Source organism: Telluribacter humicola, assembly GCF_017355935.1.
Lineage (GTDB): Bacteria > Bacteroidota > Bacteroidia > Cytophagales > Spirosomataceae > Telluribacter > Telluribacter humicola.
Map to the genome: position 1 here is coordinate 177195 of NZ_JAFIQT010000004.1, position 25940 is coordinate 203134.

General features: G+C 48.5%; 15 protein-coding genes. 5 read left to right on the forward strand and 10 right to left on the reverse strand.

The window, feature by feature from the left end; translation table 11 throughout:
* Positions 1-350 precede the first annotated feature (350 nt).
* The 3 genes from JUB14_RS18835 (at position 351) to JUB14_RS18845 (ending at position 2676) form a co-directional block, all read left to right on the forward strand.
* Positions 351-1376: a sugar phosphate isomerase/epimerase family protein gene (locus tag JUB14_RS18835; protein WP_207508367.1), complete on the forward strand. Its 1026-nt coding sequence runs from the start codon at positions 351-353 to the stop codon at positions 1374-1376.
* Between the two features lie 206 nt (positions 1377-1582).
* Positions 1583-2077 (forward strand): RNA polymerase sigma factor, encoded by a 495-nt coding sequence (locus JUB14_RS18840; RefSeq protein WP_207508368.1) that lies wholly within the window; start codon positions 1583-1585, stop codon positions 2075-2077.
* Between the two features lie 2 nt (positions 2078-2079).
* Positions 2080-2676, forward strand: a complete 597-nt coding sequence (locus JUB14_RS18845; protein ID WP_207508369.1) for a hypothetical protein — start codon at positions 2080-2082, stop codon at positions 2674-2676.
* Positions 2677-2720: 44 nt separating this feature from the next.
* On the opposite strand, the gene JUB14_RS18850 is transcribed toward JUB14_RS18845, so the two are convergent.
* From JUB14_RS18850 to ric, 3 genes are all read right to left on the reverse strand, one after another.
* Complete coding sequence (locus JUB14_RS18850) at positions 2721-5027, reverse strand: PAS domain-containing sensor histidine kinase (RefSeq protein ID WP_207508370.1); 2307 nt, start codon at positions 5025-5027, stop codon at positions 2721-2723.
* 216 nt (positions 5028-5243) lie between these two features.
* Positions 5244-6518, reverse strand: a complete 1275-nt coding sequence (locus JUB14_RS18855) for a hypothetical protein (RefSeq protein WP_207508371.1) — start codon at positions 6516-6518, stop codon at positions 5244-5246.
* Between the two features lie 111 nt (positions 6519-6629).
* Positions 6630-7370: an iron-sulfur cluster repair di-iron protein gene (ric, locus tag JUB14_RS18860; RefSeq protein ID WP_207508372.1), complete on the reverse strand. Its 741-nt coding sequence runs from the start codon at positions 7368-7370 to the stop codon at positions 6630-6632.
* A gap of 289 nt (positions 7371-7659) precedes the next feature.
* Between ric and JUB14_RS18865 the strand changes: the two genes are divergently transcribed.
* Complete coding sequence (locus JUB14_RS18865) at positions 7660-8730, forward strand: DUF8744 domain-containing protein (protein ID WP_207508373.1); 1071 nt, start codon at positions 7660-7662, stop codon at positions 8728-8730.
* A 45-nt stretch (positions 8731-8775) separates the two neighbouring features.
* Here the strand turns inward: JUB14_RS18865 and JUB14_RS18870 are convergent, their stop codons facing one another.
* Both JUB14_RS18870 and JUB14_RS18875 read right to left on the reverse strand, forming a co-directional pair.
* Positions 8776-9873 carry a DUF4249 domain-containing protein gene (locus JUB14_RS18870; RefSeq protein WP_207508374.1) on the reverse strand — a complete coding sequence of 366 codons (1098 nt, stop codon included), beginning with the start codon at positions 9871-9873 and terminating at the stop codon, positions 8776-8778.
* Between the two features lie 36 nt (positions 9874-9909).
* Positions 9910-12306 (reverse strand): TonB-dependent receptor, encoded by a 2397-nt coding sequence (locus JUB14_RS18875; protein ID WP_207508375.1) that lies wholly within the window; start codon positions 12304-12306, stop codon positions 9910-9912.
* Between the two features lie 576 nt (positions 12307-12882).
* Here JUB14_RS18875 and JUB14_RS18880 point away from each other — a divergent pair.
* The gene (locus JUB14_RS18880; protein ID WP_207508376.1) at positions 12883-13593 is read left to right on the forward strand and encodes a hypothetical protein; all 711 of its coding nucleotides are present in this window, start codon (positions 12883-12885) and stop codon (positions 13591-13593) included.
* A gap of 153 nt (positions 13594-13746) precedes the next feature.
* Here JUB14_RS18880 and JUB14_RS18885 read toward each other — a convergent pair whose 3' ends face one another.
* From JUB14_RS18885 to JUB14_RS18905, 5 genes are all read right to left on the reverse strand, one after another.
* The gene (locus JUB14_RS18885; protein ID WP_207508377.1) at positions 13747-14841 is read right to left on the reverse strand and encodes a serine hydrolase domain-containing protein; all 1095 of its coding nucleotides are present in this window, start codon (positions 14839-14841) and stop codon (positions 13747-13749) included.
* 347 nt (positions 14842-15188) lie between these two features.
* Complete coding sequence (locus tag JUB14_RS18890; RefSeq protein ID WP_207508378.1) at positions 15189-16904, reverse strand: sulfatase family protein; 1716 nt, start codon at positions 16902-16904, stop codon at positions 15189-15191.
* 341 nt (positions 16905-17245) lie between these two features.
* The gene (locus tag JUB14_RS18895) at positions 17246-18904 is read right to left on the reverse strand and encodes a carboxylesterase/lipase family protein (RefSeq protein ID WP_207508379.1); all 1659 of its coding nucleotides are present in this window, start codon (positions 18902-18904) and stop codon (positions 17246-17248) included.
* Between the two features lie 106 nt (positions 18905-19010).
* Complete coding sequence (locus JUB14_RS18900; RefSeq protein WP_207508380.1) at positions 19011-19898, reverse strand: dienelactone hydrolase family protein; 888 nt, start codon at positions 19896-19898, stop codon at positions 19011-19013.
* A gap of 395 nt (positions 19899-20293) precedes the next feature.
* Positions 20294-25474: a fibronectin type III domain-containing protein gene (locus JUB14_RS18905; RefSeq protein ID WP_207508381.1), complete on the reverse strand. Its 5181-nt coding sequence runs from the start codon at positions 25472-25474 to the stop codon at positions 20294-20296.
* Positions 25475-25940: the final 466 nt, after the last annotated feature.

Consider the following 25940-nt stretch of genomic DNA (forward strand, 5'->3'; position numbering starts at 1 on the left):
TGTACAAGTCGTACCTACTGGTAGAATTCACTACTGGTCAATGCACTCCTGCTGTACTGGATTTCTCCTTCTTGCCTGTTAGTAAGCGTGGTACTTGTGGTGCTTAAATAGCTATCTCCACCCCTGCTCATGTACTTACTGATTATACATGATTGTTACACCCATTTTCTGTTAATCTGGAGCCCAAAAACATTAGATTTTACCTCCCCCGCTATTTAGTAGTGAAGATGGTCAAAAAGCTACAATTAGGAGCGGATAAGATTTGTCATCATCCAAACACCACCCTGTATTGTGATCAACTAATCTATTATATTGATACTTTAGATCTCCTACCCTTATCAGTACCCTCTATGCAAAAAAGACGATCTTTTATTAAGAACGCTACGGCGCTTGCGGCCACCGGAATACTTCCAGGCGGTACTATTCAGGAAGTTGCTGATGCACCACTGGCCAAGAAGATTGGTATCCAGACCTATTCGATCCGGCGGCAACTAAAGCAGGACATGGTAGGATCCTTGAAAGCCCTGAAGAATATTGGTTACTCCCACATTGAGCTCTATGGCTATGAACAGAAAGATAATAAAGGCTCCGTACTGGGTTATGCGTTAAAGGACTACAGGAAGATGCTGGTTGACATCGGTCTGGAACCTACCAGCTCACACCTGGAACCTCCTCTCCAGAGCTTTTATAAGTTTGGGGATGGCGGAGGGACCGGTAAAGGGGAGCGTAGTATCCAGATAGAGACGTATACCAAAGATAACAGAAAGGCTATTCTTGAATTCTGGAAGCGGGCCGTGGCTGATCATCAGGAGTTGGGAATACCAGTGATGGTACAGCCTGCTATGCCCGTTGTCAATACGCTGGATGATGCCAAACTGGTCTGTGAGGTATTTAACCAGACGGGCGAGCTGGCCAAACAGGCTGGTATGCGCTGGGGCTACCATAACCATAGTCAGGAGTTCAAACGGATTGGACTAAAACGGGGAGAGGATTGGTCGCCGGAGATGGAAATTACGAAGGACTCCTACCCCAGCGAAATCTTTTATGACTTCCTTATCAAAAATACTGATCCCGGTCTTGTATTCTTTGAGATGGATGTGTACTGGGCAGTAATGGGCCAGTGTGATCCGGTTACCTATTTTAAGCGATACCCCGGGCGCTTCCCTCTTTTGCACATCAAAGACAGGGACATTGTAGGTTCGACCGGTTTTCTGAACTTTGAAAACATCTTCCGGACAGGATACGCGACCGGTGGTCTGGAACGGTATTATGTAGAGCATGAATACCCTAACCCCGTCAGTAGTTCTTCCCTTTCACAACTGGAGGCTGTCAAACAGTCGCATGATTATATAGCGAAGTCGGCGTTTGTAGTTTAGCATTTATATATAGTAGTTTAAACTCTTTGCTGATCTAGGTCCTGGCTATACCGCACAGCCTGGTGATAAAGCACTTCTTTACGGAGTGCTTTATTGTTTATAATGATCTGACTTTCTTGGTACCTCTGTTGGCAAGAGAAAATCTTTTTTCTGCCCGTGTAACATTTATCTCTACTTCACGACTAATTGGTAAAAGCTTCGCAAGAGTGGCAGACAAGGACACAGAAAAAGAATTTGAAAGGCGGATCAGCGAACACAGCACCATGATCCACAAGGTATGCCGGATGTATGCTTATACAGAAGCAGACCGCCAAGATCTCTTCCAGGAGATCGTAATTCATATGTGGAGGGCTTATCCAAATTTCAGAGGCCAATCAAAATTCAGTACCTGGCTGTACCGCGTAGCTATCAATACGGCTGTTACCGGCCTACGGAAGCAAAAGAACCTTATCACCTCCTATGAAGCGGAACACCTACCTACCCATGTAGCCGATGAAAGAGGTGACGAAGAGGAGCAATGGACCCAATTGAATGAAGCCATTGCCCAACTTAATGAAATCGAGAAGGCCATCGTAATGCTGTACCTCGAAGGCCGCAGTTACGACGAGATGGAGGAGATCCTGGGGATATCGCAAGGTAACCTTCGGGTGAAGATGACCCGCATCAAGGACAAATTACGACAGCTTACCAATAACAAGTAGACATGGAACTTGACGACTTTAAACAAGCCTGGAAACAGGAAGATCATAAACAAACAACTACACCCGATATCATGGAACTGATCCAGCAAAAAAGTAAAGGGCCTATAGCCTCACTGCAGGCTGCTTTTCGCAAGCAGATGATAGCTGTCACCGCTCTCATGTCAGCAGTCACCATTACTCAGGTAAAAAACATTGAGAGTGTTTCCTCCCACCTCCTGTTCTGGACCTATATTGGGTTTTGTTTATCAATGATTGGGGCATTGTACCTTAACTACCGGCTTACCCATAAAATGGAAAGCATGGATGGAGCGGTAAAGAACAATCTGGAACAGTACGTAACGATGATGGAGAAGCGCCTGCAGTGGCAAGCCGTTGGCGCCAGGATTATAATCATTTTTTTCATCCTCCTGCTGGAAGTGATACCCCTGTTTCAGCATGTGCGGATGCTTAGTACCTGGCATGCACTGCCTCCAGTGGTGCGGTTCGCTTCGTATGCCGCTTATCTGGTATTTCAGTACTACCTAAGCAGGGCTTTAGCCCAAAAGAAGTTCGGCCGGCACCTGGATCACTTACGGAACCTGTTGAATGAAATGAAGTGATACCTGCCTGTAACCTATACTTCTGTTGTTAGTACGGTGACATGTTAGTGTGCATAGACAGGTAGGACTACCACGAAGGTAGTACCCAGATCGGGTGTACTAAATGTAGTAATCCCTCCCCCGTGGAGTTCGGCCACTTTTTTACAGATAGCCAGGCCTAGCCCGTTGCCCGCATATTGGGTCCGCCCGTGCAGCCGCTTGAATATCTCGAAGACCTGCTTTCGGTAGGTGGGTTCAAAGCCAATGCCGTTATCCTTTACCCGGATAGCTACCCATCGTCTTCCCCTACCTGAAACCGTTTCAGCCAGCTCTTCTTCGGTAGCGGGTCCCGCTTCCACAATGATTTCGGGAATGGCTCCCTCCTTTGAAAACTTTAAGGCGTTGCTGATCAGGTTCAGGAATAGTTGATGAAGCTGTATGGGATTACCCTTTATCCTTGGTAATTTTCTCACGGTAATCCGAGCCTCTTTTTCGTCAATGGAAGTTTCAAGGTCCTGCAGGACATCCAGTATAACAGCATCCAAAGACACGATCTCCGGGTCCAGCTTATGGGAGGAGAATCGGGAATAGGTCAGTAGTCCGTTGATCAGTTCCTGCATCCGGCTGCTGGCCACCTGGATCCTCCCCGTCAACTCTGCCCCAGACGGTGGCAGCTGCGAAGCATACTGCCTGGTAAGCATATCACTGAAAAGGGTAATCTTGCGGGCTGGCTCCTGCAAGTCATGTGAAGCCACATAGGCAAACTGTTCCAGATCGACATTAGACTGTCGTAGTTCTTCCAGAAGGCTCTCCTGCTTTTGATGTAGCAGCATCCTTTCAGTGATGTCCAGGAATGACAGGATGACTAGCCCGTTTTTCATCCGGACCAGTGACATATCGTACCAAAAAGTATGTGTTCCATCAGGAGAGGGAAAGCTCATTTCTGCACGGAAGGGCTTATTTTGACTAATAGCCTCAACGTACTGGTTAAAGAAGCCGAGGTCTTTCACTGACGGGAATAGGCTAAGGTACCTGCTCCCTACCTGCTCGTCCGGAGATAGATTCGAAAACTTAGCCGCCGCCTGGTTGACCATCAGGATTCTGAAGTCTATAATCTCCTCTTGCTCATTCAGGATGGGTTCCATGGCATACACGCCATTGATAGAGCTATCCAGGACGCCCTCTATCAGCTCCTTTTGGTGCTGTACATCAAGGAGGGCTTTTTGAATAGCTGTTACATCTACGTAGGTAGCTACAAGCCCATTATTCAATTTTTTTAAGCTTACTTTATGCCATCTGTCGGTATCCGAAGAATACCTCTGCTCGAGTACAAGTGGGACACCTGTTTCGACCACGTTAATGGCTTCATCCAGTAGTTCAGGAGCTTTACCGACTAACTCTAGAATCGATATTCCAATTACATCAATTCCGAAGGCTTCCCTGAATCCATCCAGGGCAAGTTTGTTTCCTTTTGAAATACGAAAGTCAACTATAGTACCTGTCTGGTCACGCTCGGCTTCGGCCAGGAAAATGATATTATCCGAGCTGTCGAGGATACCATCCAGCAGTTGATTCCGGGCTTCTAGTTCAAGCGTAGCTTTCCTATAAGGCGAAATATTCTTATAAATAGCCAGCATTTTATCCCCCAGCTTTGTTACCGAAATATCAAGCCACAGGTCACGCCCACCCCTCTGAATATGCCGTTCTATTCGTAGCGGGGTACCTGTTTCGATTACCTGAGCATATTGGGGGATATATTTACTAGCGCCCGGTGAAATCTGTGTCAGAGTCAGACGGTAGTAGTCCTCCTGGGAATATACACCATCCATGAAGGACGCCTGATTAAACTGGTAGGCTTTAAAATCAATAATCTTGCACTCCTGATTACGAAGAGGTTCCCATACAATAATGGCATCCTGACTGCTATCCAGAATCGTTTGCAGGACTTGCGCCTGTTGTTGAGACTTACGTTCTGCCAGCTGCTTTTCTGTTAGGTTGTAGTAGCTCAGGATTAGGCCATCTTCGTACTTGGTAGCGGCTATATGAAAGGTCTGGTCCTTATCCGCATAATGCTTTACAGCAGCGAAAGGAATGCCTGTTTCGATCACCTCTACGTACCTATAGAACTGACCAACGGTCTTTGTATTAGGGTACTCTTCTGTTAACTTTTGCCCTACAGTGGCTAAAACACCCAGAAAAGGACTTTCCAGCGCCGCCTGATTCTGATACATCAGCTGTAGATCCTGAATTTCACCCTTATCATTTCGAATGGCACGAAAAAGCATCAAACTGGTCAGATTGGTAGCAAGTAGATGCTGACCAAATGCCTGAGCAAGTACATTTTCGTTTACTTCAAGTTCGGGTTGTATCATGAGCGATTGTCTTCAGTAACTTCAAATAATCAAAATGAAGACTTGAAGTTATGAATGTTCTAAGAGTGAAAGCTACATCTGTATATAAATCGTAAAATTAATACTCCTTAACCCAATATTGAAGCGATCTGTTTTTAGTGGACTATAAGAATGATAGATGGACAAAGAGGATAAATCCCGGGCGGGCTACCGGTCTTAGATTTCAAGTGGGGCTAACTACCTTGATACTAGTGAGTGAATCTTTCCTGCCCCAGTACTCATTCGTAGCTGCTTAACCCAGATTACCAGTACCCCCATCCATAGCCCCACTGAAACCACCAGCAGACTTTCATAGTAGTAGGGCATAAAGCCAAATCCGGTTGTAACGAGCAAGGCAGGTACCACCAGTAGTAATTCAGAAACAGTAAAGAAAAACACAAACCACCTAAGTACCCTTCTGGAAAGCACCAGGCGTTTGTATTGTACTGCCCAGGCCATTAGAAAGAAGCTGATAAAGCCAATGAATACCAGGTGCAGGTAGGCAATGACTATTGGGCGTTGCTGCGAGGAAAATTGTACCGCCCAGGGAAGAACGGAGAATAGCTGAAGGAATATTTTAAGGGCGAAGGAAATAATAGCTAGTCCGGCTAGCAGAGCTGCTATTGGTTGTAGTTGCTGAATGATTCTTTTGCGGAACTGCCATACAAAACAGATCAGCCATCCCCCCGCTATTGTCTGAATAATAGCAGACAGGGCACCAACTATCCATATCCATGCGGGTGGCGACGTCCATAGTGCCGATAAAGCAAGGGTGCCGAATACCGCTACCACCATAGCTCTCAGGAAAAGGGTACTGCCAGGTACCGAAAGCACAATCTCCCGGTTTTCAAACCATCGAAACAGCAGGGCCAGGCACCCAAACTGGAACCAGCCATTATACAGGAAGTGGAGGTAGTAGTAAATAGAGAGGTTGTACCAGATTGTATGCTGCATCTGGTTGGCCTTGAAGTACCCTAAAAAATAAGGTCCTATGGTAGATAGTACCAAAAATATGATTCCCCATCGTAACAGACCGACAGATAGTGACTTTTGCCCCCGAAGGTCCCGCCAGAGTCGTACAGACATCCAGTAGGTAAGTAACACGTGTACGGTAGAAAAAGCAATGGAGCCAGCGGCATAGCCCTGTATTGGAAAGAATACCAGCATCCCTGCTACCGCTATCTGAAAGCCTATCCACATCCACCGGTAGGATGATGAACGCTGAGCTGGCAGAAAACTGGCTACAAGGCCCAGGTACAACGCATTGCATGCCCACCCCAGTAGTACTACATGGGAGTGGGCATGCAACAGATAGGTATAATCAAAACAGGTGGCAGGTCCTACCATCATGTACCTGAGTAGTACACCCAACCCACCGGCAAGTACCCACCAGCCCAGAGCCACAGTCCAGCTAGACCGGTCAATAGATCTGCATGATATTGCAGGTTTAGTTTGAACGTCTGAATAAAGCATGCTTCAAGTACTGTTCAGTAGGCTTCGCAGGCTATACGATCAATTTATCTTAGCTGTCTGTAATCCGGATGAAGTTGGTTAGTTAGCTACCAGGCATAAGACAACAAGCTGTTACCCGAGTATAAGCTGTTTCTCCAGCGCCAGTGCTTTGGGGAACAGGATATTGTTTTCGAGGTGGATGTGCTGCATCAGGTCGGATTCCAGCTCAGAGAGCTTCGACAGCATCAGCCGGTGTGAATTGCAGGCATCTTCGGTAGGTGTATAATCATTGGTATAATCCCTTAGGCGAAACAAAAGGGTACCGGCACTATCGTGCTCGTGTTCCATCACGTCGATAGGTGCCTGCAGGATAGGTGTATTTCCAATTTGGGAATCAGGTACCTTACCAGCCACAACCAGTCGCTTTACAGTGGGAAACAGGACTTCTTCCTCTTTCTGCATGTGAGAGATTAATTCTTCACTTAGCTCCTCAAAACTCTTTTGTACCAGTTTCAGGTCCGGGTAGCGGTCGCCGTGCTTAGTAGCTACCTTTTCCACCAACGCCTGTATGAAAGGCAAATTCTGGTACAGGTAGCGGTGGTGTACATTCAGGATATAATCAGCCAGAAAATCCGGTTCCCACTGATCAAACTGTTCAGAAGCCAAGCGTTCTCTATTTGGCAGTTTTTCCAGCTTTTCCAGCACTACCGGTACAGGTACACCCGCACGCTGGCAGGCTTCATCCAGGGTACGCTTCCCATTGCAGCAGAAATCTATCCCCAGACGCTTGAATACCTCCGCCGATCGGATATCCGCGGCGACAATTTCCCCAACTGTAACTGCCGTAGCATCCACTTGATATGTAGTTTCCATATGTAAAGTTTATAAAGAGTTGTACTTCGATTGAGGTGCAAAGGTATTGTGCTCGCTTTCTGCAGAGGTTGACGAATGTCAGTCGTGTAGTTGAGTCTCATCATAATTCACCCGTCTACTATACGCTTGTTTTGAATCAGCATGGAAGGCCGCATTATCAGCCACTGAACAACATTGATCTAAAGGTGATCTTTAGGGACCTCCATCGAGCGACAAAGTATGTACATGAAGTTTTGGAGCGTACGTGGGTGAGGCTTCTCCTGGTTGATTTTGATAAAATTGTGTTGGTATGAACCGTATAATAAAGACACCGCAACTTCTGCTGCTACCATTGGCAGTACTTTCGCTGGTACTGGGGTTACTGTCGGGCTTGTTACGGATGGGATGGTCTTTCCCCGTTTCCTATGCCGTGGGGCAGCACGGGGCACTCATGGTAGGTAGCTTTCTGGGTACACTTATTTGCCTCGAACGGGCCGTCGTATTCAAATCACGCTGGGCCCTACTCGCTCCTCTTCTGAGTGGGCTAAGTCTGCCGGCATTTGGTATGGGATATCCCTACGCAGGCCTGTTGCTATTGCTGGGTGGTAGTCTGGGGATGGCGGTTATGACATTTCTGTTCCTGGGCTGGTACCGCCATAGCTACTACTATCTGCTTTTTGGGGGGAGTGTTTGTCTGATTATAGGTCATGTCGTCCTGCTAAGTACCGGATTCTACCCTCTGGCCGTACCCTGGTGGTTCGCCTTCCTGCTTCTGACCATCGTGGCCGAGAGATTGGAGTTAAGCCGGTTTTTACCTATCAGGCCCTGGCAGCAATCTCTTCTGTGGCTGTCTGTTGCCGTTTTCCTGCTGGGAGTGGCACAGCCATTTCATGGCCTGGGGCAACCAATTACTGGCGCGGGTATGCTGATGATAGCGGCCTGGCTCCTACGATACGATATGGCTTTCAAATCCATTAAAAAACAGGGGCAGCCACATTACAGCGGAGTGCTGCTTATCATGGGGTATTGCTGGCTTATCCTTTGTGGTCTGCTTTTTCTGTTTCCTCTACCGGGAGGATACTGGTACGATGCCTCCCTGCATACCTTTTTCCTGGGCTTTGTATTCTCGATGATCTTTGCGCATGCCCCCATTATACTTCCGGGCGTACTCGGGCAGGTGGGTAAGTACTATCATCCGAGCTTGTATACCTGGCCACTGCTGTCATCACTGGCTTTAGGGGTCCGACTAGCCGGAGATCTTTTGCCGTATACCGACCTTCGCGCAGCGGGCGGATTAGTACAGGCGATCTGTCTGGTGGGTTTCTTCCTGAATATGGTAGTTATTATAAAAGGACCCTCTACCAGTTCTTCGCATAGTTAAAGAGTTACAGGAGCCTCTAATCTTATATAGACCCAGTTCATATTGTCAGGGTCTGACTACCCGATTGCTCTGATTATAGGCGGCAAAAACGCCTAGCCCGCCCTTCACGTTGGTATAAATTAAAGCAGGTTCCGAAAAAGGGTTATCGTCCTGCGCCTGCACGCTGCGGTGAAACAGGTAGTAATTAGAGTCGGTATTGAGAAGCGAAAGAAAAAGCCCTCTGCTTACAGGTCCACGTTCAGGCTTGACCGGACTCCCGGCTATGGAGTTTAGGTACTGCCTATCTACTAATGGCTTGCGCCCCTGCGGAGAGGTGAATAGCGTACCGTCCATATTCGCATCATTCTGGAAGACTCCCCGTCCTAAGGCATCGGACCACCCGAAATAAGACCGCCCCAGCTTACGCGTTTCCTTTGTCTGCTGTGTGATGGAGTCTGTGATGACCTCCGAGTACTCAAACAGTTCATAGGCTTTCACGCGGTAGTAGTTTTCTTTACCGGCGATGTCATTCCACGTATAACTTAATCTCAGCGTAGTATCGCGGCCAAAAAAACTGGTGGTCAATGTAGTGTCAAGGGTATAATCATTGATGGGTACCTGATCCGGTGGAACAGTACAACTGGCTTGTATAGTTCGTTTCCCATCGGTAACAGTAAGCGTGTAGGTCATGCCCGTCTTTATCCGAAAACGTTGAGCTGGTATAGAATAGATTTGAAGCTGGGAGTCATAAGGCAAGGTAACACTCGTGACCCCATCACTAATTACCACCGTGGCTGTGGCAAAGCTGTCAAAGTTTCCGTAGATGGTATCCCCCTCCGAGATGATCATGGAAGTACCAGGCCCAACGCTATATTCACTAAATAGCGGATACGTCTGGCTCACCTTTACCCGAATAGCTGTGTCATTAGGCGATATGAATGAAAAAAGGGTCAATTGCGATTCTGTCTTGGGAAGTTTGGATTCGGGGATGGTATTGACCAGCGTTTCGCAGGATGACAAACCAGTCAGGAGCAGAAACAGAATAATTACCTGTCCATAGCCCGTGAACAGCCGGGACTGGGACTGCGGAGAATACGCTCTGGCTGCTAGTCCCGGTATAAAAGTTGCAGCGAGCTTTTGGGTATATATATAAATGGCTTTCATAACCTTCTTTGGACTATTATCGGTTAGGGTACTCCTTTAGAATTTGAAATTATAGCTAACAGAAGGCAGTAATGGGAACAGCGAGTAGCGCTTCAGTACCATCTTATTTTTAGTGTTTCCCTGGGAATCAGTCGTAGGTTCGGAATCTATATTGTAAAAGAATGGATTGCGGCGGTTGTATCCATTATAGATCCCAAACTCCCAGGTACGTTCGTGGCGCTTCATTTTTTTATGGAACTGTACTGCCAGGTCGAGGCGGTGGTACGGTTCGGCCCGGAAAGTGTTTTTAGCCCCGTATTCATTAACGGGTATACCAAACCAGTTCAGCTGACTCCGGGGAACAATAGCATTGTCAGGATAGGCGTTGTATTGCGATAGAGGTACCGTCAGGGCATTGCCTGTACCGTATACCCAGGTCCCCGACAGGGTCACTCGCTTACTAAGTTCATAGATACCAACTACCGAAATATCGTGACGACGGTCGTAGCGGGGGTAGAATATTTCGCCGAAATTAAGCTCCGGAAACTGCCATTTGGTCCAGGAAAGCGTGTAGCCAACCCAGCCCGAGAAGCGGCCGGTCTTTTTGTGGATCAGAAATTCTGCGCCGTACGACCATCCACGCCCGGCGGTTATGTTATCCTCCCAGCTTAGTTCATCGGCGTTTTCACCGCTTAGACTCAGGAATGAAGCTCCTTCTTTGTAGTTCAGGATGTTGTCCATGTTTTTATAGTACCCTTCCAGCGTCAGCGTCAGGGCGGGTTTCTCCAGGTCTATGGCTAGCCCCACGGCCACCTGTTGTGACTGCTGAGGCGCTACGCGGTCGGTGGTAGGTACCCACAGGTCGGTAGGTAGCCCAAGTCCGGTATTGGAAAGCAGGTGTACGTACTGGTTCATCTGAGCGTAAGATGCTTTCAACGAGAAGTCCTGCGCCAACCGCAGGGCGGCCGAAAAGCGGGGCTCAGGCCGGATGTAGTTCTTGGTTTCGGTCTTGAATGAGCTTAACCTGAAACCTACGTTCATCTTAAGCGCATCGAAAGGCTGCCAGGTATCCTCCACATACAGACCGCTCTCTACAGTATTGACGGGCTTAACGGAACGCTCAATTGCCTGATTGATGAAAGATCCCTGGATAGCAACGGCTGAAGGTACAAAGTGGTGGTGGGTTACCTGAGCCCCAAACTTGATGGCATGTCCCGAGGCCGGGTAGTAATCGAAGTCAGTCTTGACGCCGTAATCACGGATACGGGAGTCGTAGCGCAGAGTAAATTCATTCGACAGGCTACCATCCTCGTTTTTGTCTCTAATGTTGCTGTGAATCCCAAAGATAAAGTTGCTGGCAATGACCGAAGTATTGGCGAAGAGTTTCTGGCCGAACAGGTGATTCCAGCGGAGCGTAGCCGTCGTATTTCCCCAGTTCAAGCCATTCTGAGAGTCCGTATCGGGTCCTGCTTCGTTGACATAAAACCGGTCACGCCCGAAGTACCCGCTGAGGTAAAGTTTGTCTTTTTGCCCCAGATCATAGTTGACTTTGGCGTTCAGGTCATAGAAATAGTAGCCGGGCTTTACCTTGCTTTCTTCGTTCTTTTGCTGTGAGGCAATGAGCGGTGCGGCCAGTGCATCAATGTACGTACGCCGTCCCGACACCAGAAATGAAGATTTTCCCTTAACCAACGGTCCTTCCAGGGTTAGGCGAGACGAAATAAGCCCGATGCCTCCCTCGCCGTGCAGCTTATCCTTACTACCCTCCTTCATATTCATATCCAGTACCGACGACAACCGTCCCCCGTACCGCGCCGGAAAACCTCCCTTGGTCAGCTCGACGCTTTTGAGCGCATCACTGTTGAAAATGGAGAAAAAGCCAAATAGATGATTGGCATTGTATACAACCGCATCGTCCAGGATGATGAGGTTCTGGTCTGGTCCACCGCCTCGTACGTACAGCCCCGTCTGTCCTTCGGAGCCTTTCTGAACGCCCGGCATCAATTGCAGTACTTTGAGTACATCCTTCTCGCCAAAAAAGGCCGGAATCTTCTTAATCTGCTGTATAGGTACTTCCACCTGACTCATCTGGGCCGACCGACTCGTGTAATCATCCTGTCGGCGGGCCGATATGGTCACTTCTTCCAGTTGATTGACACTGGTAAGCAGGACGTTTAGTTGCGTGTTTTCGGTAAGGAACAGGTTCCGCACGGTTTGCTGGTAACCTACGTAGGAGTATACCAGTTGAATACTATCGCGGGCGGGCAGGGTAAGAGAGTAAAAGCCGTAGGTATTCGTTACTACTCCATAAGCCGTGCCTGCCACATAAACATTAACACCCGGCAACTGCTCCTGACTACCCATCTCTTTCACAAAGCCACTGATAGTAACCTTGTCCTGGGCCGCTGTCCAAAAGGACAGACATACAAGCAGACACGTAAAGCTTAGACGCATAGAATGAGAGGATTTTTATTAATGATACGGATATAGCCGAGTATTTATTGAATTATAAAGTACTTTGTGTTTCAAAGTAATGGTATAAATAATAGTTATACAAGGCTTACAGTATTAATAAATGTTAAATTATTTACCATTCCCTCCACCACATGCACTAGGAATTGACTATGTACCACTAGATTAGCATCCTAACTCAGGAGCTTAGGTCATAAGTACCCTATTATTTGCTTTATCTACTTACTGAGTTTCTTTTGAAGAACCTGAATACATAATATACCAGTGTAAGAAGAATCCCCACGATTCCCAGGTTTACCAAAAGCCATAGCCAACTCATTATTCCTTCAGTACTCATGCGTGTATTAGTTTGAATGTGAATCGAAATGCTGTACAAGTCGTAGCGTGTAAAGAAAGATCAGTTTTTAGATAAGTACAAACTGATTGGAGCCAATCAGGAAATAGATCATTCAAAGCTATATTGTTTGATATATCTCCGTACTTAGGTGATACATATGATCCTATTAATGCTTACAAGTTAACAGCACTAGCATGGAACGGCATCAATAACACAAGAGCATGGCAGGATCAGAGGGCAGCATGGGGAGTAGCACAGACTGGATGGTCAAACGATTTTTTAACATGGAACTGTTGAAACAAGTAGTTGTCCGTAACAAGGGAGTGTTTACTTTTTGTTTATTCATTCTTTGTGGATTTTCTGTATTTTCTCAAAATTCGAGACCTACGGTTCATCCAGAAAATATTGGATTGTTTCCAAAGCCAGGATATGAGCCGCTTCCGCCGCATAAATCAAAGGTTATAGATAAGTCAAACTTCAAACCCGAAAATTTCCGATTTTCGGATGCAACTGGTAAAAGTCTAAATGAACGACTGTCCGTCGGTATAAGTACAGAATCGGCCAACTGTAAACCGTCTTATGCGTTGTTTAAATTTAGAGTTAATGGCAAAGGGTTGATCGACAGCACCTGGTTCGATGGCCAACTTTCAAAAGAAGTGTCAATTCGAATATTAGGCAATATTCGCACCACGGAGGGCAGTTGGGTTATCGCGCCTGGAACCAAAGAAGTAGATGTGGCTTGGTATGTATTTTTTTATACTGATACTCGTGGCCAATGGGATAGGAATTTAAATTGTACAGAATCAGACAAGGAGCTCCAAAAAGCAGTTTCTGCGTTTTCAGATTACTTTTACAACTTATATTATTGGGTCGGAGAGGATAGGGCTACGGTAATTAGGCCAATTCAAATCGACGGCCAACCTAAGTATTAGACTACTATATAGCAGAACTTCTGATACGATGACCAATAATTGGTCATCGTATCTTTATTGCTGTGACAAGCGATAGTTGTAAATATTAAGGTTCGGCCGAAATGACTGTCTCAATAGTCTAGTTTTACTGATTAGGGCTAGACGCATGGCCATTCAGGGATACAATACCTTACGTACCTGCTCTATGTTGATCCTATTCTTAAATGTATCAATATTCTGAAGTACAATGATCGTTTTATTGGTATCTATATGCCGGTCAAAGTAATGAATATAGCCAGCCCAGCTTCCGGAGTGACTAACTAGCTTTCCATACTTCTCATCCTGCTTTAGAATCCATCCGAAGCCATAGTCTGTATTCCGGCCATCCTGTGTTTTTATACTATTAAATAGCTGCTCCCTATCCTGAGTACTAACCAATTTATCGGTATACAAGGCCTGGTCCCAGATAAGCAGGTCTCTGGACGATGCGTTTACCATGCGATCTCCCACAATGCCATCCAGGAAATAAGTAAAGAACTCTTTCCCGTAGCTATCCAATAATACTTTATGGCCCAGACTATCCAGCATGTACCCCAGGGCATAATTCTCAATCTTTTGTGGTTTATATCTGCTCTGATATACCTGTGTACGATTCATGCCCAAAGGCTTAAAAATAGCCTGATTAAGAAAATCAGCGTACGTTTGACCGGATACCCGCTCAATGATACTCCCCAGTAGCACATAGTTCGTATTGCTGTATTTGAATTTTCCATTAGGTTGAAAAAGCAACGGGGGCTGCACTTTTCCAAAAGCGTTAATTACGTCTTTGTTGGTAGCAAACCTGCTTTTATCCCAGTTAGCAATAAAGTAGTCTGTGTAATCGGGAAGACCGCTGGTATGATGGAGCAAATGGCGAATGGTAATTTTATCATAGCTGGCCAGTTCTGGCAGATACTTAGCCATGGGATCATCATAGGCTAGCTTACTCTGCTTTTGCAAGAGTACAATTGCCATGGCGGTAAATTGTTTGGATATGGAGGCCAGCTCAAAGACAGACTCCGGATTCAGCAAGCGATGCGACTGCTCATCAGCCATGCCGTAGCTTTTTTCAAAGATGGGTAACCCATTTTCGGCAATGAGGACATTGCCATTAAAATTCCCCTGGCGATGCAGGTGCGTGAAAAGGCTGTCAAATTGGGTAGATTTGCTTTGAGCCAGGGCCAGAGTGCTCAGGCAAGTACAGGTCCATACGAGTAGTAGTTTTTTCATTGCAGGAAAGAGTGAAAGGTGTGAGAGAATAATCCTGCTAATTATACAAAAATATTTAAATAGTAATTATATATAATTTTTTATCATATACAATTATGAAACTTAATCCTTGCTGAGTCAAGCGGCAGTAGTGGTGAATAATATAGATGGTAAGGAAATGGCAAAGTTATTCCCCCCTCATACCTCCTGATGAGGTTCCCTTTCTTTTGAAACAGCACCAGTACCACATACCTAAAAGTAAAAGGCCTGCTTAAGAAGCAGGCCTTTTACTTTTAATTACCAGAAATTACTCCGCTTTACTGAGTATTTGGGAGTAAGACAGGGCAGGAAAGGATCTTGTACCAGACCTATTTTTTACTCATCGCCTTGGCCCGCCGGTCCCTGATCTCCTGGACTTTCTCTTTACTTACGCCGAAGACTTTGCCGTTGCTGGCATCTTCCATAAACCGGTCGACGTACCCCTGGCTGATCTCATCGCTGTCTTTGTACTTCTTCCGCAGCTGTTCCAACTTCGCATGAAGCTCCTTTTTGACCTTGGCATAGGCCGGATCATCGTACACATTCTTCATCTCCTTGGGGTCCTTCTTCCGATCGATCAACTCCCACTCATTATCCGCATAGTAGTAGTGGATCAGTTTATAGTCCTTGGTCACAACGGCATAGTGGCGGTTGACCATGTGCTCGGCCGGGTACTCGTAGTAGTGGTAGTACACGGCATCCCTCTTCATCTTGTCGGTCTTGCCCGTCAGCAGCGGCACCATGCTCTCCCCCTGCATATCCGCAGGCGCTTTCACACCGGCAGCATCCAGGAACGTCTGGGCGAAGTCCAGGTTCTGCACCAGCTCGTCCGAGCGGGTACCTGGCTTGGTCCTGCCCGGCCACGCTACCAGCAGCGGTGTCTTGAATGACTCGTCGTAGATAAAGCGCTTGTCGAACCAGCCATGCTCTCCCAGGTAGAAGCCCTGGTCGGAGGTATAGACGATGATGGTGTTCTCCATCAGGTTGTTCGCTTCCAGATAATCCAGCAGTCGTCCTACGTTCTCATCCACCGCCTTGATTGTACCCAGGTAGTCCTGCATGTAGCGCTGGTACTTCCACCGCATCTTGTCCTTCTGTGACATAGAGGGGTACTTATTCTTGAAGTCTTCGTTGATCTTACCGTAGGCTTTCTTGAAGTTAGCAGCCTGTGAGGGATTCAGGCGGCTCATCTCATAGGCGTAGCGACGCTTGTCCATACCAATCTCTGCAATTCCTAGCTCGTCCATTACCTCCGGGAACACTTTGTTGTCACCCGCCCAGGCCATGTGGTGCAGGATGCTCATCTCGGCTTCTGCGGCGGCGTGAGCTCTACCGGAATAGTCATCGAACAGGGTCTCCGGCTCAGGGAAGGTCTTGTTGGTAAACTCTTCCAGATGGCGTTCGGCCATCAGCCACGAGCGGTGGGGAGCCTTGTGCAGGTACATCAGCATAAACGGCTGATCCTTCTTGCGCTCTTTCTGGAGCCAGTCCAGGGTCATGTCGGTGATGATATCCGTGACATAGCCATCGACTTTGATGTTGCCTTCTTTCTTGGTAATGAAGTCAGGGTTGTAGTACGCTCCCTGGTCCGGCAGGATCTTGAACTGGTCAAAGCCTTTGGGGTTGTTACCAAAGTGCAGCTTGCCGAACATGGCCGTCTGGTAGCCGGCCTGCTGGAGGATCTGGGGGAAGGTGATGTTGGTCGTGTCGAAGGGGAAGTGGTTATCGACCTTGCCGTTGATATGCGAGTGCTTACCCGTCAGGATCGTGGCCCGGGAGGGGGCGCAGATCGAGTTGGTTACGCTGGCCTGGGTAAAGAGCATCCCTTTTTGGGCGATGCGGTCGATGTTGGGCGTCTGGATGAGGCGGTTGTCATAAGCCGAGATAGCCTGATAGGCATGATCATCCGACATGATGAAAATGATATTAGGCCGTTTGGGAGCCGGTGGATCCTGAGCCTTAGGCCTGAAGCCCGGTACAACGACCAGTAGAATAGCCAGTGCCAGTAAACCCAGCCCTAGTCCATATGCTATCGGTTTCTTCATGAAAGTCATGTAGGATTAAGGAGAGATTATAACGGTGAATACATTTCTTTGAGGAACAATGCGTTGAATAGGCTGACATTGTTTAGAGCCAATGCGTTATTTAAACACAATGTTAATCAATAAAACGTATAGTAGTATCTAACCTATCGTAATTTATTTTTAAATATACTCTGTAAAGTACAACTAGGTACCTGTACCAATTGTAGCAGACTTCCTTATATGAGTAGGGATGATCGGTCACTCCTTTCCCCTGATAAATTACGAGTCCCAATGCATCGAACTTGTACCATCAGTCAACGTTCAATGCATTGGGACTAAAATTAAGTAAATTATATAAGGAGTTAAGCCAGGGCTTTCCGGGCTTCACGGTCCGGATCATTAACCAGGACAGAGGTATCATCCAGTACCATGGTTTCCCCATTTTGCTTCGTATAGGGTTTCCAGGTAGGTAGCCCTCCCCCATTAGGATTACCGGTCCGGACAAAGTTGATGAATGATTTAGCCATCTTCTCCGACAGGGCCCGGGGGCGTTTGCCTCCTCCCGTGTGGGTGAGCATCAGGTCCGTATTGTAGAACCAGAAGCAGATATCATCGCAGTGGAAGGCCCGCATCCGATTGTCGAACAGAGGCGGCTGCCAGCCAAACCAAGCCAGGTACACGGGAGCCTTCTGCTGAGCGGCTTTGGCATCGGCGGTGGCTACGGCATTCTTTCGGTTGGAAAGGATCAGCGCCCATATTTCAACGGGACGCGCTTTAGGGAAGTTCTTGGCGTAGGCATCCACAACCTCGCCCGACTTATCACCAAAGCGGGGCTTTACCTTCTCTTTCACGTCAGCTAGCGAGATATTTTCCAGAGCAGCATCCGTGCGGCTGGGACTAAACTCATGGAACGTAGTGCTAATAATCAAAGGAATATCCGCCGAAAAGTGGCTGGCATCGCTAAAGAAAGCTCCATCGTTCATGGTTGCTCCGTCGGCTACGGGTGAGAATCCTCCGCGCTGAAGATTGAGTCGTTTGGCTTCGTCGGCCATTTTCGCTACCGCCCGGTTAGCGATGTCGATGTACTCCCGCCAGGGTATCTGCTGGAGCTTATCTACTTCTCCCGGCTTCAGTCCCGCCTCTTCCATGACCTTCAGGCCTAGCTTTTCGGCATACTCCTTATTGACACCAGCCAACGAGCTACCACTCAGCGCTACCGCCTTATGGAATAGGCCTTTGGCGGCGGGCATGTTCATTAGCGTTGTTACCTTGGCTCCTCCCCCCGACTGACCAATGATGGTTACGTTATTAGGATCCCCACCAAAGTTGGAAATGTTATTCTTCACCCATTCAAGAGCTGCTACCATATCCAGGTTACCGACATTGCCGGAGGCGGCATGACCACCGGCTGCTTTCAGATGAGTATATCCCAGCGGACCGAGTCTATGATTGAGTGAGCAGAAAACCACGTTACCCAGCCGGGCCAGGTTTTCGCCGTGGTAGCCATCCTGCTCAATGCCATTGCCATTGGTAAATCCTCCTCCGTGCAACCATACTACTACCGGGCGCTTCTGGCTATCCAAGGCCGGAGTCCAGACGTTTATTTTCAGGCAGTCTTCTGATACATCATCGTAGTTCCAGTGATCCACAAAAGAGGCGTAGGCATTCGCGTAGCGATTCTCCATGATCTGAGGAGCCGAGTTTCCCCACCACAGGGCAGGACGTACATCAGACCAGGGCGTGGGTTTCTGGGGAGGCATGAAGCGATTTTTGCCGGAGGTATCAGCCCCGTAGGGAATACCCAGGAACTGGTGGATACCGCGCAGAATAAAGCCTCTGACCTTGCCGTACTCCGTTTTGGCAATGGCGATGTTATCTCCTACGAAGAGGATCTGATCATCGGCGGCTGCCTTTGCTGTTTTAGATGGTTCGAAGCTCATGCCGGCAGACTGCTGCGCGACTCCCAAACCGGCCACACCTACTCCCAGTGATTGTAAAAAGTTACGTCTTGATGGTTTCATGAATTAGGCTGTGTTAGAAATTATCAAATAATAGGGGCTGAGGTGTGGACACCCGACACGCTCTGACTATCAATAAGTAAAAAACAGGACTTACTTAATGTATTTTTTACACTAATTTATCTTTAAAAAAATCAATAGTGCGTTTCCAGGCCAATTCGGCCGCAGCTTTGTCATAGCGAGGCGTGGTATCGTTATGAAAACCATGGTTAGCATTGGGGTACATGTAGGCCGTGTACTGTTTGCCGTGCTCCTTAAGGGCTGCTTCGTAGGCCGGCCATCCTTCATTGACCCGGGTATCCAGCTCGGCATAGTGCAGCATGAGCGGAGCCTTGATCTTGGGCACATCTTCTACAGGGGGCTGTCCACCGTAGAAGGGGACTGAAGCAGCTAAAGTCGGTATCCGTACAGCCATCATGTTGGATATCCACCCCCCAAAACAGAAACCTACGACCCCTACTTTTCCATTGGTAGCGCTGTGGCCTTTAAGATGGTCATAGGCAGCAATAAAGTCTTCCAGCATTTCGTCGCGGTTGCGCTTGCTTTGCATAGTACGCCCTTCGTCGTCTGTACCCGGATAGCCTCCCAGTGGTGTTAATGCATCCGGAGCCAGCGAAACAAAACCGGCCAGAGCTGCTCTGCGGGCTACGTCTTCAATGTGCGGATTGAGTCCCCGGTTTTCGTGTACCACTACGATTCCTCCCAGCTTCTTACTGGCATCAGCAGGCATCGACAGTAAGGCTTTGATGGTACCGCCCCCCTTGGGTGAAGAGTAGTTGATGTATTCAGATTTGATACGGGGATCATCGGCTTTGATCTGGATGGCGCCTTTGTAGTCAGGCATCAGAAAGCTCATCAGGGATGCCAAGGTAATACCACCCACGGCGTAGGTAGAAAGCTTCTGGGTAAACTCACGACGGTCGATGCGGTCGTGGGCATAGTCGTCATAAAGATCAAACACTTCCTGCTTGATATCCTCTTTGTTGATTTCGCTCATGCGGGTCTGTATGGATTTTGATATGGAAGAATGGGTGTTGTAGTTCCTATTTGTACTTGCGATATATCGGCTAGAACAATGTGCGACCGTATACCATGAACGTGTAATTTAAAAAAAGCAACAGGACCGTCCTCGGTACTACTATGCAAGCTCTCTGCCTAAACTGTGTTAGCGGTAGTTCTATGTCGTAAATCATAAGTCTGGAGCAGGGGCGATCTACTTTGATTCACAACTTGGTACTAACTACCTGAATGATGCCAGCGAGACAAGCTGCCCATTTAGGGAAGGCGGAAGAAATAGGAGCCGGTAATAAAAAGAGCCCGTAGTAGATTACTACGGACTCTTTATCTGACTAACCGCCATCACTGGCAGTCAGCCGTTAGCATTTAAAGTAATTACTTCGTCAGAACCAGACGTTGCACCAGTCGACGGGTAGCTGTGCTCCACTGTACCAGGTATACCCCCGAGGTGAGTTGGTTCAGGTCGGGGGTGTACTCGTTCATACCGGCCTGTGCCTGTACTGACTGGAAATACACCGGCTGCCCCGTAGCGCTCAGTATGGTTAAAGTAGCCTCCTGCGATGCACCGGTCCATACCTGCACCTTTACCGGACCTTCAGTCGGGTTCGGGCTAACCAGCATACGGCTGTCGATTGGAGCCTCGTCTGACGGAGCTGCCATACGAGCCGTAGGATTGCTGCCATTCGGCGTTTCCAAACGAACGTTGTCCAGGTGGATCAGGTTGTCTCCCGAAGCCTGCGACTGAACGGTGATCCGCTTGATGCGGCTCGGATTACCCAGCTGTGCCATGTTTATGACCACCTCCTGCCAGGTATTGGGGGTCGGTATAAATGTTGCCACCGGGCTCTGCTGACCATCATTTTCAGCATTGGTATACACGCCAATCTTCTTGTTGGTAGTCGCATAGATCCAGAACCTGAGTGTAGACTGCGGAGTAGGTACATAGTGGGCATTACGGATGATGGACCAGCCGCCCCAGCCGCCGTTGTACGTGATGGATAAGGCCTTTTCGCCCGCTTTGACCTGTGTGGTACTCGCGTAGTTGCGGGTAATTCCCCATCCCCATTCCTGCCATGCCCCATTCAGAGCTTCATCGTAGACCATCTCGACGGCTGATGAGCCCGGACAAGCTACCGTCTTTACATTCAAAGGAATACTCTGAACGGTAGTAGTGCTGGCCGCTTCTTTGGCCACTACCTGGAAGTTATACGCCGTACCACAGGTAAGACCTGCTACGTCGTAGGAGGTACCTGTAACATTGCCATTAAGCAAAGTACCATCCTGATACACTTCAAAGGTCGTAGCCTTCATATCAGTAGGTGCCGTCCAGTCAAGACGCAGACTGGTCGTCGTCACATTACTGGCCGCTAGACCAATAGATGGCTCCAGTCGGATGTTATCCAAGTAGATCAGGTTCGCATCGGATGCCTGGGACTGTATGATCATTCGCTTGATCTTGGCCGGATTGGCTAGCTGAGGCATGGTGATTACGACTTCCTGCCATACATTAGGCGTAGGCTGGAATGACACGTAAGGGCTCTGTCCGGTTTCATTTTCTGAGAAGGTACAAACACCAATCGTTTTATTCGTAGTAGCGTAGATCCAGAAGCGAACAGTAGTCTGAGCCGTCGTGGTGAAAGGGCTGTTACGGATGATCGACCAGCCGCCCCAACCGCTGGTATAGTTAATAGCCAGCGACTTCTGCCCTACTTTAACCGTAGTGGCATTGGCATAGTCCGGGCTGATGGCCCATCCCCATTCCTGCCAGTTGGCGTGCAGTGACTCGTCATAGATAACCTCCCGTCCCGCAGGCTCAGCCGGTGGGCAAGCCAGGGTTGTCGCATTGGATGCCGTACTGGATGCCGATTTATTACCGGCGGCATCTTTGGCCAGTACCGTAAACGAATACGTTGTACCGCAGGCCAGATTGCTTACCGCCAGTGTAGTACCAGTTACATTACCATTCAGCAGCGTACCGTTCTGATATACTTCGTAAGCTGTAACGCCCACATTATCTGTAGAGGCCGTCCAGTTAAGGGTCAGACCATTACCTTGAATGTTGCTGGCGGTCAGTCCGGTAGGTACCGAAGGAGCCTGGCTATCGCCGCACGCCAGGGTGGTGACGGACAACGTACTGCTCTGAGCAGATTTATTACCGGCGGCGTCTTTGGCCAGTACCGTAAAGTTGTAAGCCGTGTTGCAGCTCAGCCCGGTCACGGGCAGTGAGGTACCTATAACATTACCGTTGATAAGAGTTCCGTTCTGGTATACTTCATAGGCCAATACCCCTACGTTATCCGTTGAGGCTGCCCAGCTAAGGGTCAGGCTCGTACCGGTAACGTTACTGGTAGAAAGGCTGGCAGGTACCGAAGGAGCCTGGTTATCTTCACAGGTCAATGTTTTTGCCGCCACCGCACTACTTTGAGCTGACTTGTTACCGGCCGCATCTTTGGCTACAATTGTAAAGCTATAGTCGGTATTGCAGCTTAGTCCGGTCACGTTAAGTGTAGTACCTGATACTTTGCTGTTGATCAGGGTACCATTCTGGTATACCTCATACCCTGCCACTCCGACGTTGTCCGAAGAGGCCGTCCAGTTAAGGGTCAGTCCTGTACCTGTAATGTTGCTGGCGGTCAAGCCGGCAGGTACCGAAGGAGCCTGTGAATCCGAGCAGTAGAGCGTATTTACATAAATGGTATTGCTGTTACCCGATACATTACCGGCTTCATCACGGGCCTTTACCGTAAAGTTATAGTTCGTCGTACAGTTTAGTCCCGTTACATCCAGCTGATTGGTAGTCACATTTCCATCCAGCAGTGTGGAGCCACGGTATACTTCGTACGCCTTAATGCCTATATTATCCGTAGAAGCTGTCCAGGTCAGGCGCATGCTGGTACCCGTCACGTTACTGGCCGCCAGGTTAGTCGGAGTACTGGGCGCCTGCGTATCGGGTGTAGAAGCACCTGCCACTAATCGAACATCGTCAATGATAAAGCTTTGAAGCTCACCCGAACCATCCATAAAGTTGATTCGCTGGATCTGAGGTACATCCCCCCACTCGCTCCACGGAATTCGGACCAGTGTCCAGGTATTAGGCTCGGCGCTGATTCTATAAGAAGAGGAAGACTCCCCTGTTTCAGTCTGGTTCACTGTTACACGTACCGGTTTTTCGGTACCATAGAACCAGAACTGAACCCCACCGGGATAATTACTCGTATTCAGAATCTCGCTGTTGCGCAGGCTCAGGGCACCCCAGGCAGCGGTCGTAGTTACCTTTAGCGAACGCTCACCAGACTTAACGGGTGTTGTATTAGCAAAATCCTGCGTACTGTTCCATGACCAGTTTGAAAAGGTGCTCTTCAGCGCATCTCCGTAGATGATGTAGTCGTTGGGGCTCGGAGCCGGTGTATTTACTGTTACAGCGTTGCTTGGATTGGAGCGGTTGGCTGAGAAGTCAGTGGCTTTGATCGTGAACTCATAGCTCGTGCCGGGAGACAGCGTCGTAAGGTTGTAGTACGTCTGCGGCGTTTCAGCCACTTTAGTACCATTCTGATAGATCTCGTAGGCGGTCACAGCCCGGTTGTCCACAGATCCGTTCCAGGTCAGCTTCACCGAATAGGGTGAGAGATCAGAGGCTACCAGATTGGTAGGGGTAGTAGGCGCTTCGGTATCGGTAGGATCCGAGGTAGGTGTCATCAGGCGGCTGAGCAGGCTGATATAGGGAGCCTGATTGTAAATAGCCACCTCCGTAAAAATCCAGGAGTTTTCCGGAAATCCGGCATTCCAGTCCTTGTAACGTTTCTGTAGGGGTTCGTTACGAATATCACCTTGTGTACCGTCGTACTGATCCATGTTATTAGGGCCACCGGTCAGGTAGCCTGGTGCCGGACCCCGGGGCGACGTCTTGGCGTTATCCCACTCGGTACCATCCGCAAACCAGGTATGGTAAATCTCGTTCTGCGAGTTTTCGGCGCCATAGTCGTACATATTCGATAGCATTACCTTACCCTGGGCGTTGACCCCGTGGAACCAGTGCAGGTACTGCTCTGCTACCTCGCGGTACAGCGCCTTGTTGGATCCATTGATGTTGAAATCCACAAAGTCCATGTTAGCGATACCGGCATTACCCCGTACCTGGCTGCTTCCCCAGTGGTATTGGGCATCGGCCATGTGTGCCCGGTACAGGTCAGTGCGCGCATTGTAGTCGTTGATTGATAGTACACCATTCTGCAGGCTCTTCATGCTGCGGATACGGGTAGCCACCGAGGGAGTAGCCGCCGGGTTGGCTGCGTAGCGTAGCAGGGCAATGTGCACGTGCATGAGATACGGCCCCCACCATTCGTTGGCGATAGGTTGTATCTGGGAGTAATACTGATCTACAAATGCTTTATACTCCGCCTTACCAGTGGCTTCAAACAGATAAATGGCCGCAACTACGGCCGACTGTTTCTGGATATCAGCGGGCTTATCAGAATCCCCCGATTTGATGTTGCCATCGTCACAGGCCGTTTCGAAGGTAGTGAAGTAGTTGGTCGTCACTTTGGCGCGAGCAAAAGCCTGTTCCGCGCGTTTGATCAGATCCTGTGCGTAAGGGTTCAGGGCCGGGATTGTTCGGAAAACCGCTCCCGACACAGCGAACATGGCCGCTCCCGAAAGGGTAGATGAAGTACATTCGGGCAGGTAGTAGCGGGGACGCCTATCGGCACTGGGCGGATTGGTTTCGTTGTAATTGTCAACCCCCACTTTCAGAAACAAACCTCCAGTACCCGTCGCATCCTGCATGCGCTTTATAAAATCAAGCTCCCATTTTACTTCGTCCAGTACATCCGGGATACCATTGCCTGATTCAGGAATGTTGAAGTTATCACCGAATACAGACGGGTTCAGCCGATAGGACTCCACCAGCAGGGACACGGGTTCTTCCGCGAAGGTTACATACTTATTCATATCTCCGGCATCCATCCAGCCGCCGTGCAGGTCGCGCGCGGTGCTCATATCACCTTTTGCATACCGGCTGGTGGCCTGCCGATCCTGGCCCGGACCTTCGTGGGTAGCGGCATCGGCCCATTTGGCATCCGTATAGGGTGGCTGCTTCGCGTAGTTGATCCGCTGGTAGAAGTAGGTGCGAACGGCGGCTTTCAGTACGTCGTTGTAAACATTGTCGCCAATTTCGAAGCGATACGAACCTACGTTGTTACCCACGTCAAAGATGTAGTACGAACCAGGGGCATTGACCATCGAAAAGTCAAACCACCAGCCCTGATCACCAGACGAGGCCTGTACCGTGCCATTCTTCCAGGCCTGAATAGTGCCGCTGTATACAACGGCATCGTCGGCCCAGCGGCGCACCTGGTACTGATTTTCGCCGGTACTGGCATTAAACTTTTGATTGGCATTGGAACCTACCTGTGGGTTGATGATGACTGCCACTTTGCGGGCATTCTGCAGGTATCCAAACTGATCGACCCGGATAGACTCGGTCGTGGTAGAGGGTGAAGCTAAACTCTGGAATGCCATGAGCATCCAGACAAACATCCATAAAAGTTTACGTTTCATACATGATAATTCCCGCGCCCCGAACGGGTGTTTAATTAAAAATCTTTGATGGCTAATGCGTCTGCTTTTTCGGGGATTAAAAGCAAACAAACATATAGAGCCAATCGCAGAGAAAAAGGTTGGTATACGTTCAACGGTAAAAAATAGCGGATGAGTTGTACAGAAAGGTGATTGAGCAGTATACCAGAGGAGCGGATTTTCTCCGTCAGGATTGTCTATTCACAGTAAATCAGGGTACTTCCGAATGCAACTGCCGGTTGATAGTTCAACCTTTGGACCTTCTACAGCAGCATCCAGGTGTGTCGTTTTTTTTACAAAAAATTTTAAATAGTTGTCTGATTAGCCTGTTTCAGCCTGCTTACAAGATGTACATCGGGAATTAAAGGCAGTTCTTGGCTACGCTGCGGTAGGGGCTATACGTCTTTTATAAATCAGTAATAGATAGAATTCTGTTCCCGTAGACATT

What these genes read in the sequence shown, in the direction of transcription:
- JUB14_RS18835 (WP_207508367.1), top strand. Translation starts at nt 351, where the DNA reads ATGCAAAAAAGACGATCTTTTATTAAGAACGCTACGGCGCTTGCGGCC.
- JUB14_RS18845 (WP_207508369.1), top strand. Translation starts at nt 2,080, where the DNA reads ATGGAACTTGACGACTTTAAACAAGCCTGGAAACAGGAAGATCATAAA.
- JUB14_RS18850 (WP_207508370.1), bottom strand. Translation starts at nt 5,027, where the DNA reads ATGATACAACCCGAACTTGAAGTAAACGAAAATGTACTTGCTCAGGCA.
- JUB14_RS18855 (WP_207508371.1), bottom strand. Translation starts at nt 6,518, where the DNA reads ATGCTTTATTCAGACGTTCAAACTAAACCTGCAATATCATGCAGATCT.
- ric (WP_207508372.1), bottom strand. Translation starts at nt 7,370, where the DNA reads ATGGAAACTACATATCAAGTGGATGCTACGGCAGTTACAGTTGGGGAA.
- JUB14_RS18865 (WP_207508373.1), top strand. Translation starts at nt 7,660, where the DNA reads ATGAACCGTATAATAAAGACACCGCAACTTCTGCTGCTACCATTGGCA.
- JUB14_RS18870 (WP_207508374.1), bottom strand. Translation starts at nt 9,873, where the DNA reads ATGAAAGCCATTTATATATATACCCAAAAGCTCGCTGCAACTTTTATA.
- JUB14_RS18875 (WP_207508375.1), bottom strand. Translation starts at nt 12,306, where the DNA reads ATGCGTCTAAGCTTTACGTGTCTGCTTGTATGTCTGTCCTTTTGGACA.
- JUB14_RS18880 (WP_207508376.1), top strand. Translation starts at nt 12,883, where the DNA reads ATGGCAGGATCAGAGGGCAGCATGGGGAGTAGCACAGACTGGATGGTC.
- JUB14_RS18885 (WP_207508377.1), bottom strand. Translation starts at nt 14,841, where the DNA reads ATGAAAAAACTACTACTCGTATGGACCTGTACTTGCCTGAGCACTCTG.
- JUB14_RS18890 (WP_207508378.1), bottom strand. Translation starts at nt 16,904, where the DNA reads ATGAAGAAACCGATAGCATATGGACTAGGGCTGGGTTTACTGGCACTG.
- JUB14_RS18895 (WP_207508379.1), bottom strand. Translation starts at nt 18,904, where the DNA reads ATGAAACCATCAAGACGTAACTTTTTACAATCACTGGGAGTAGGTGTG.
- JUB14_RS18900 (WP_207508380.1), bottom strand. Translation starts at nt 19,898, where the DNA reads ATGAGCGAAATCAACAAAGAGGATATCAAGCAGGAAGTGTTTGATCTT.
- JUB14_RS18905 (WP_207508381.1), bottom strand. Translation starts at nt 25,474, where the DNA reads ATGAAACGTAAACTTTTATGGATGTTTGTCTGGATGCTCATGGCATTC.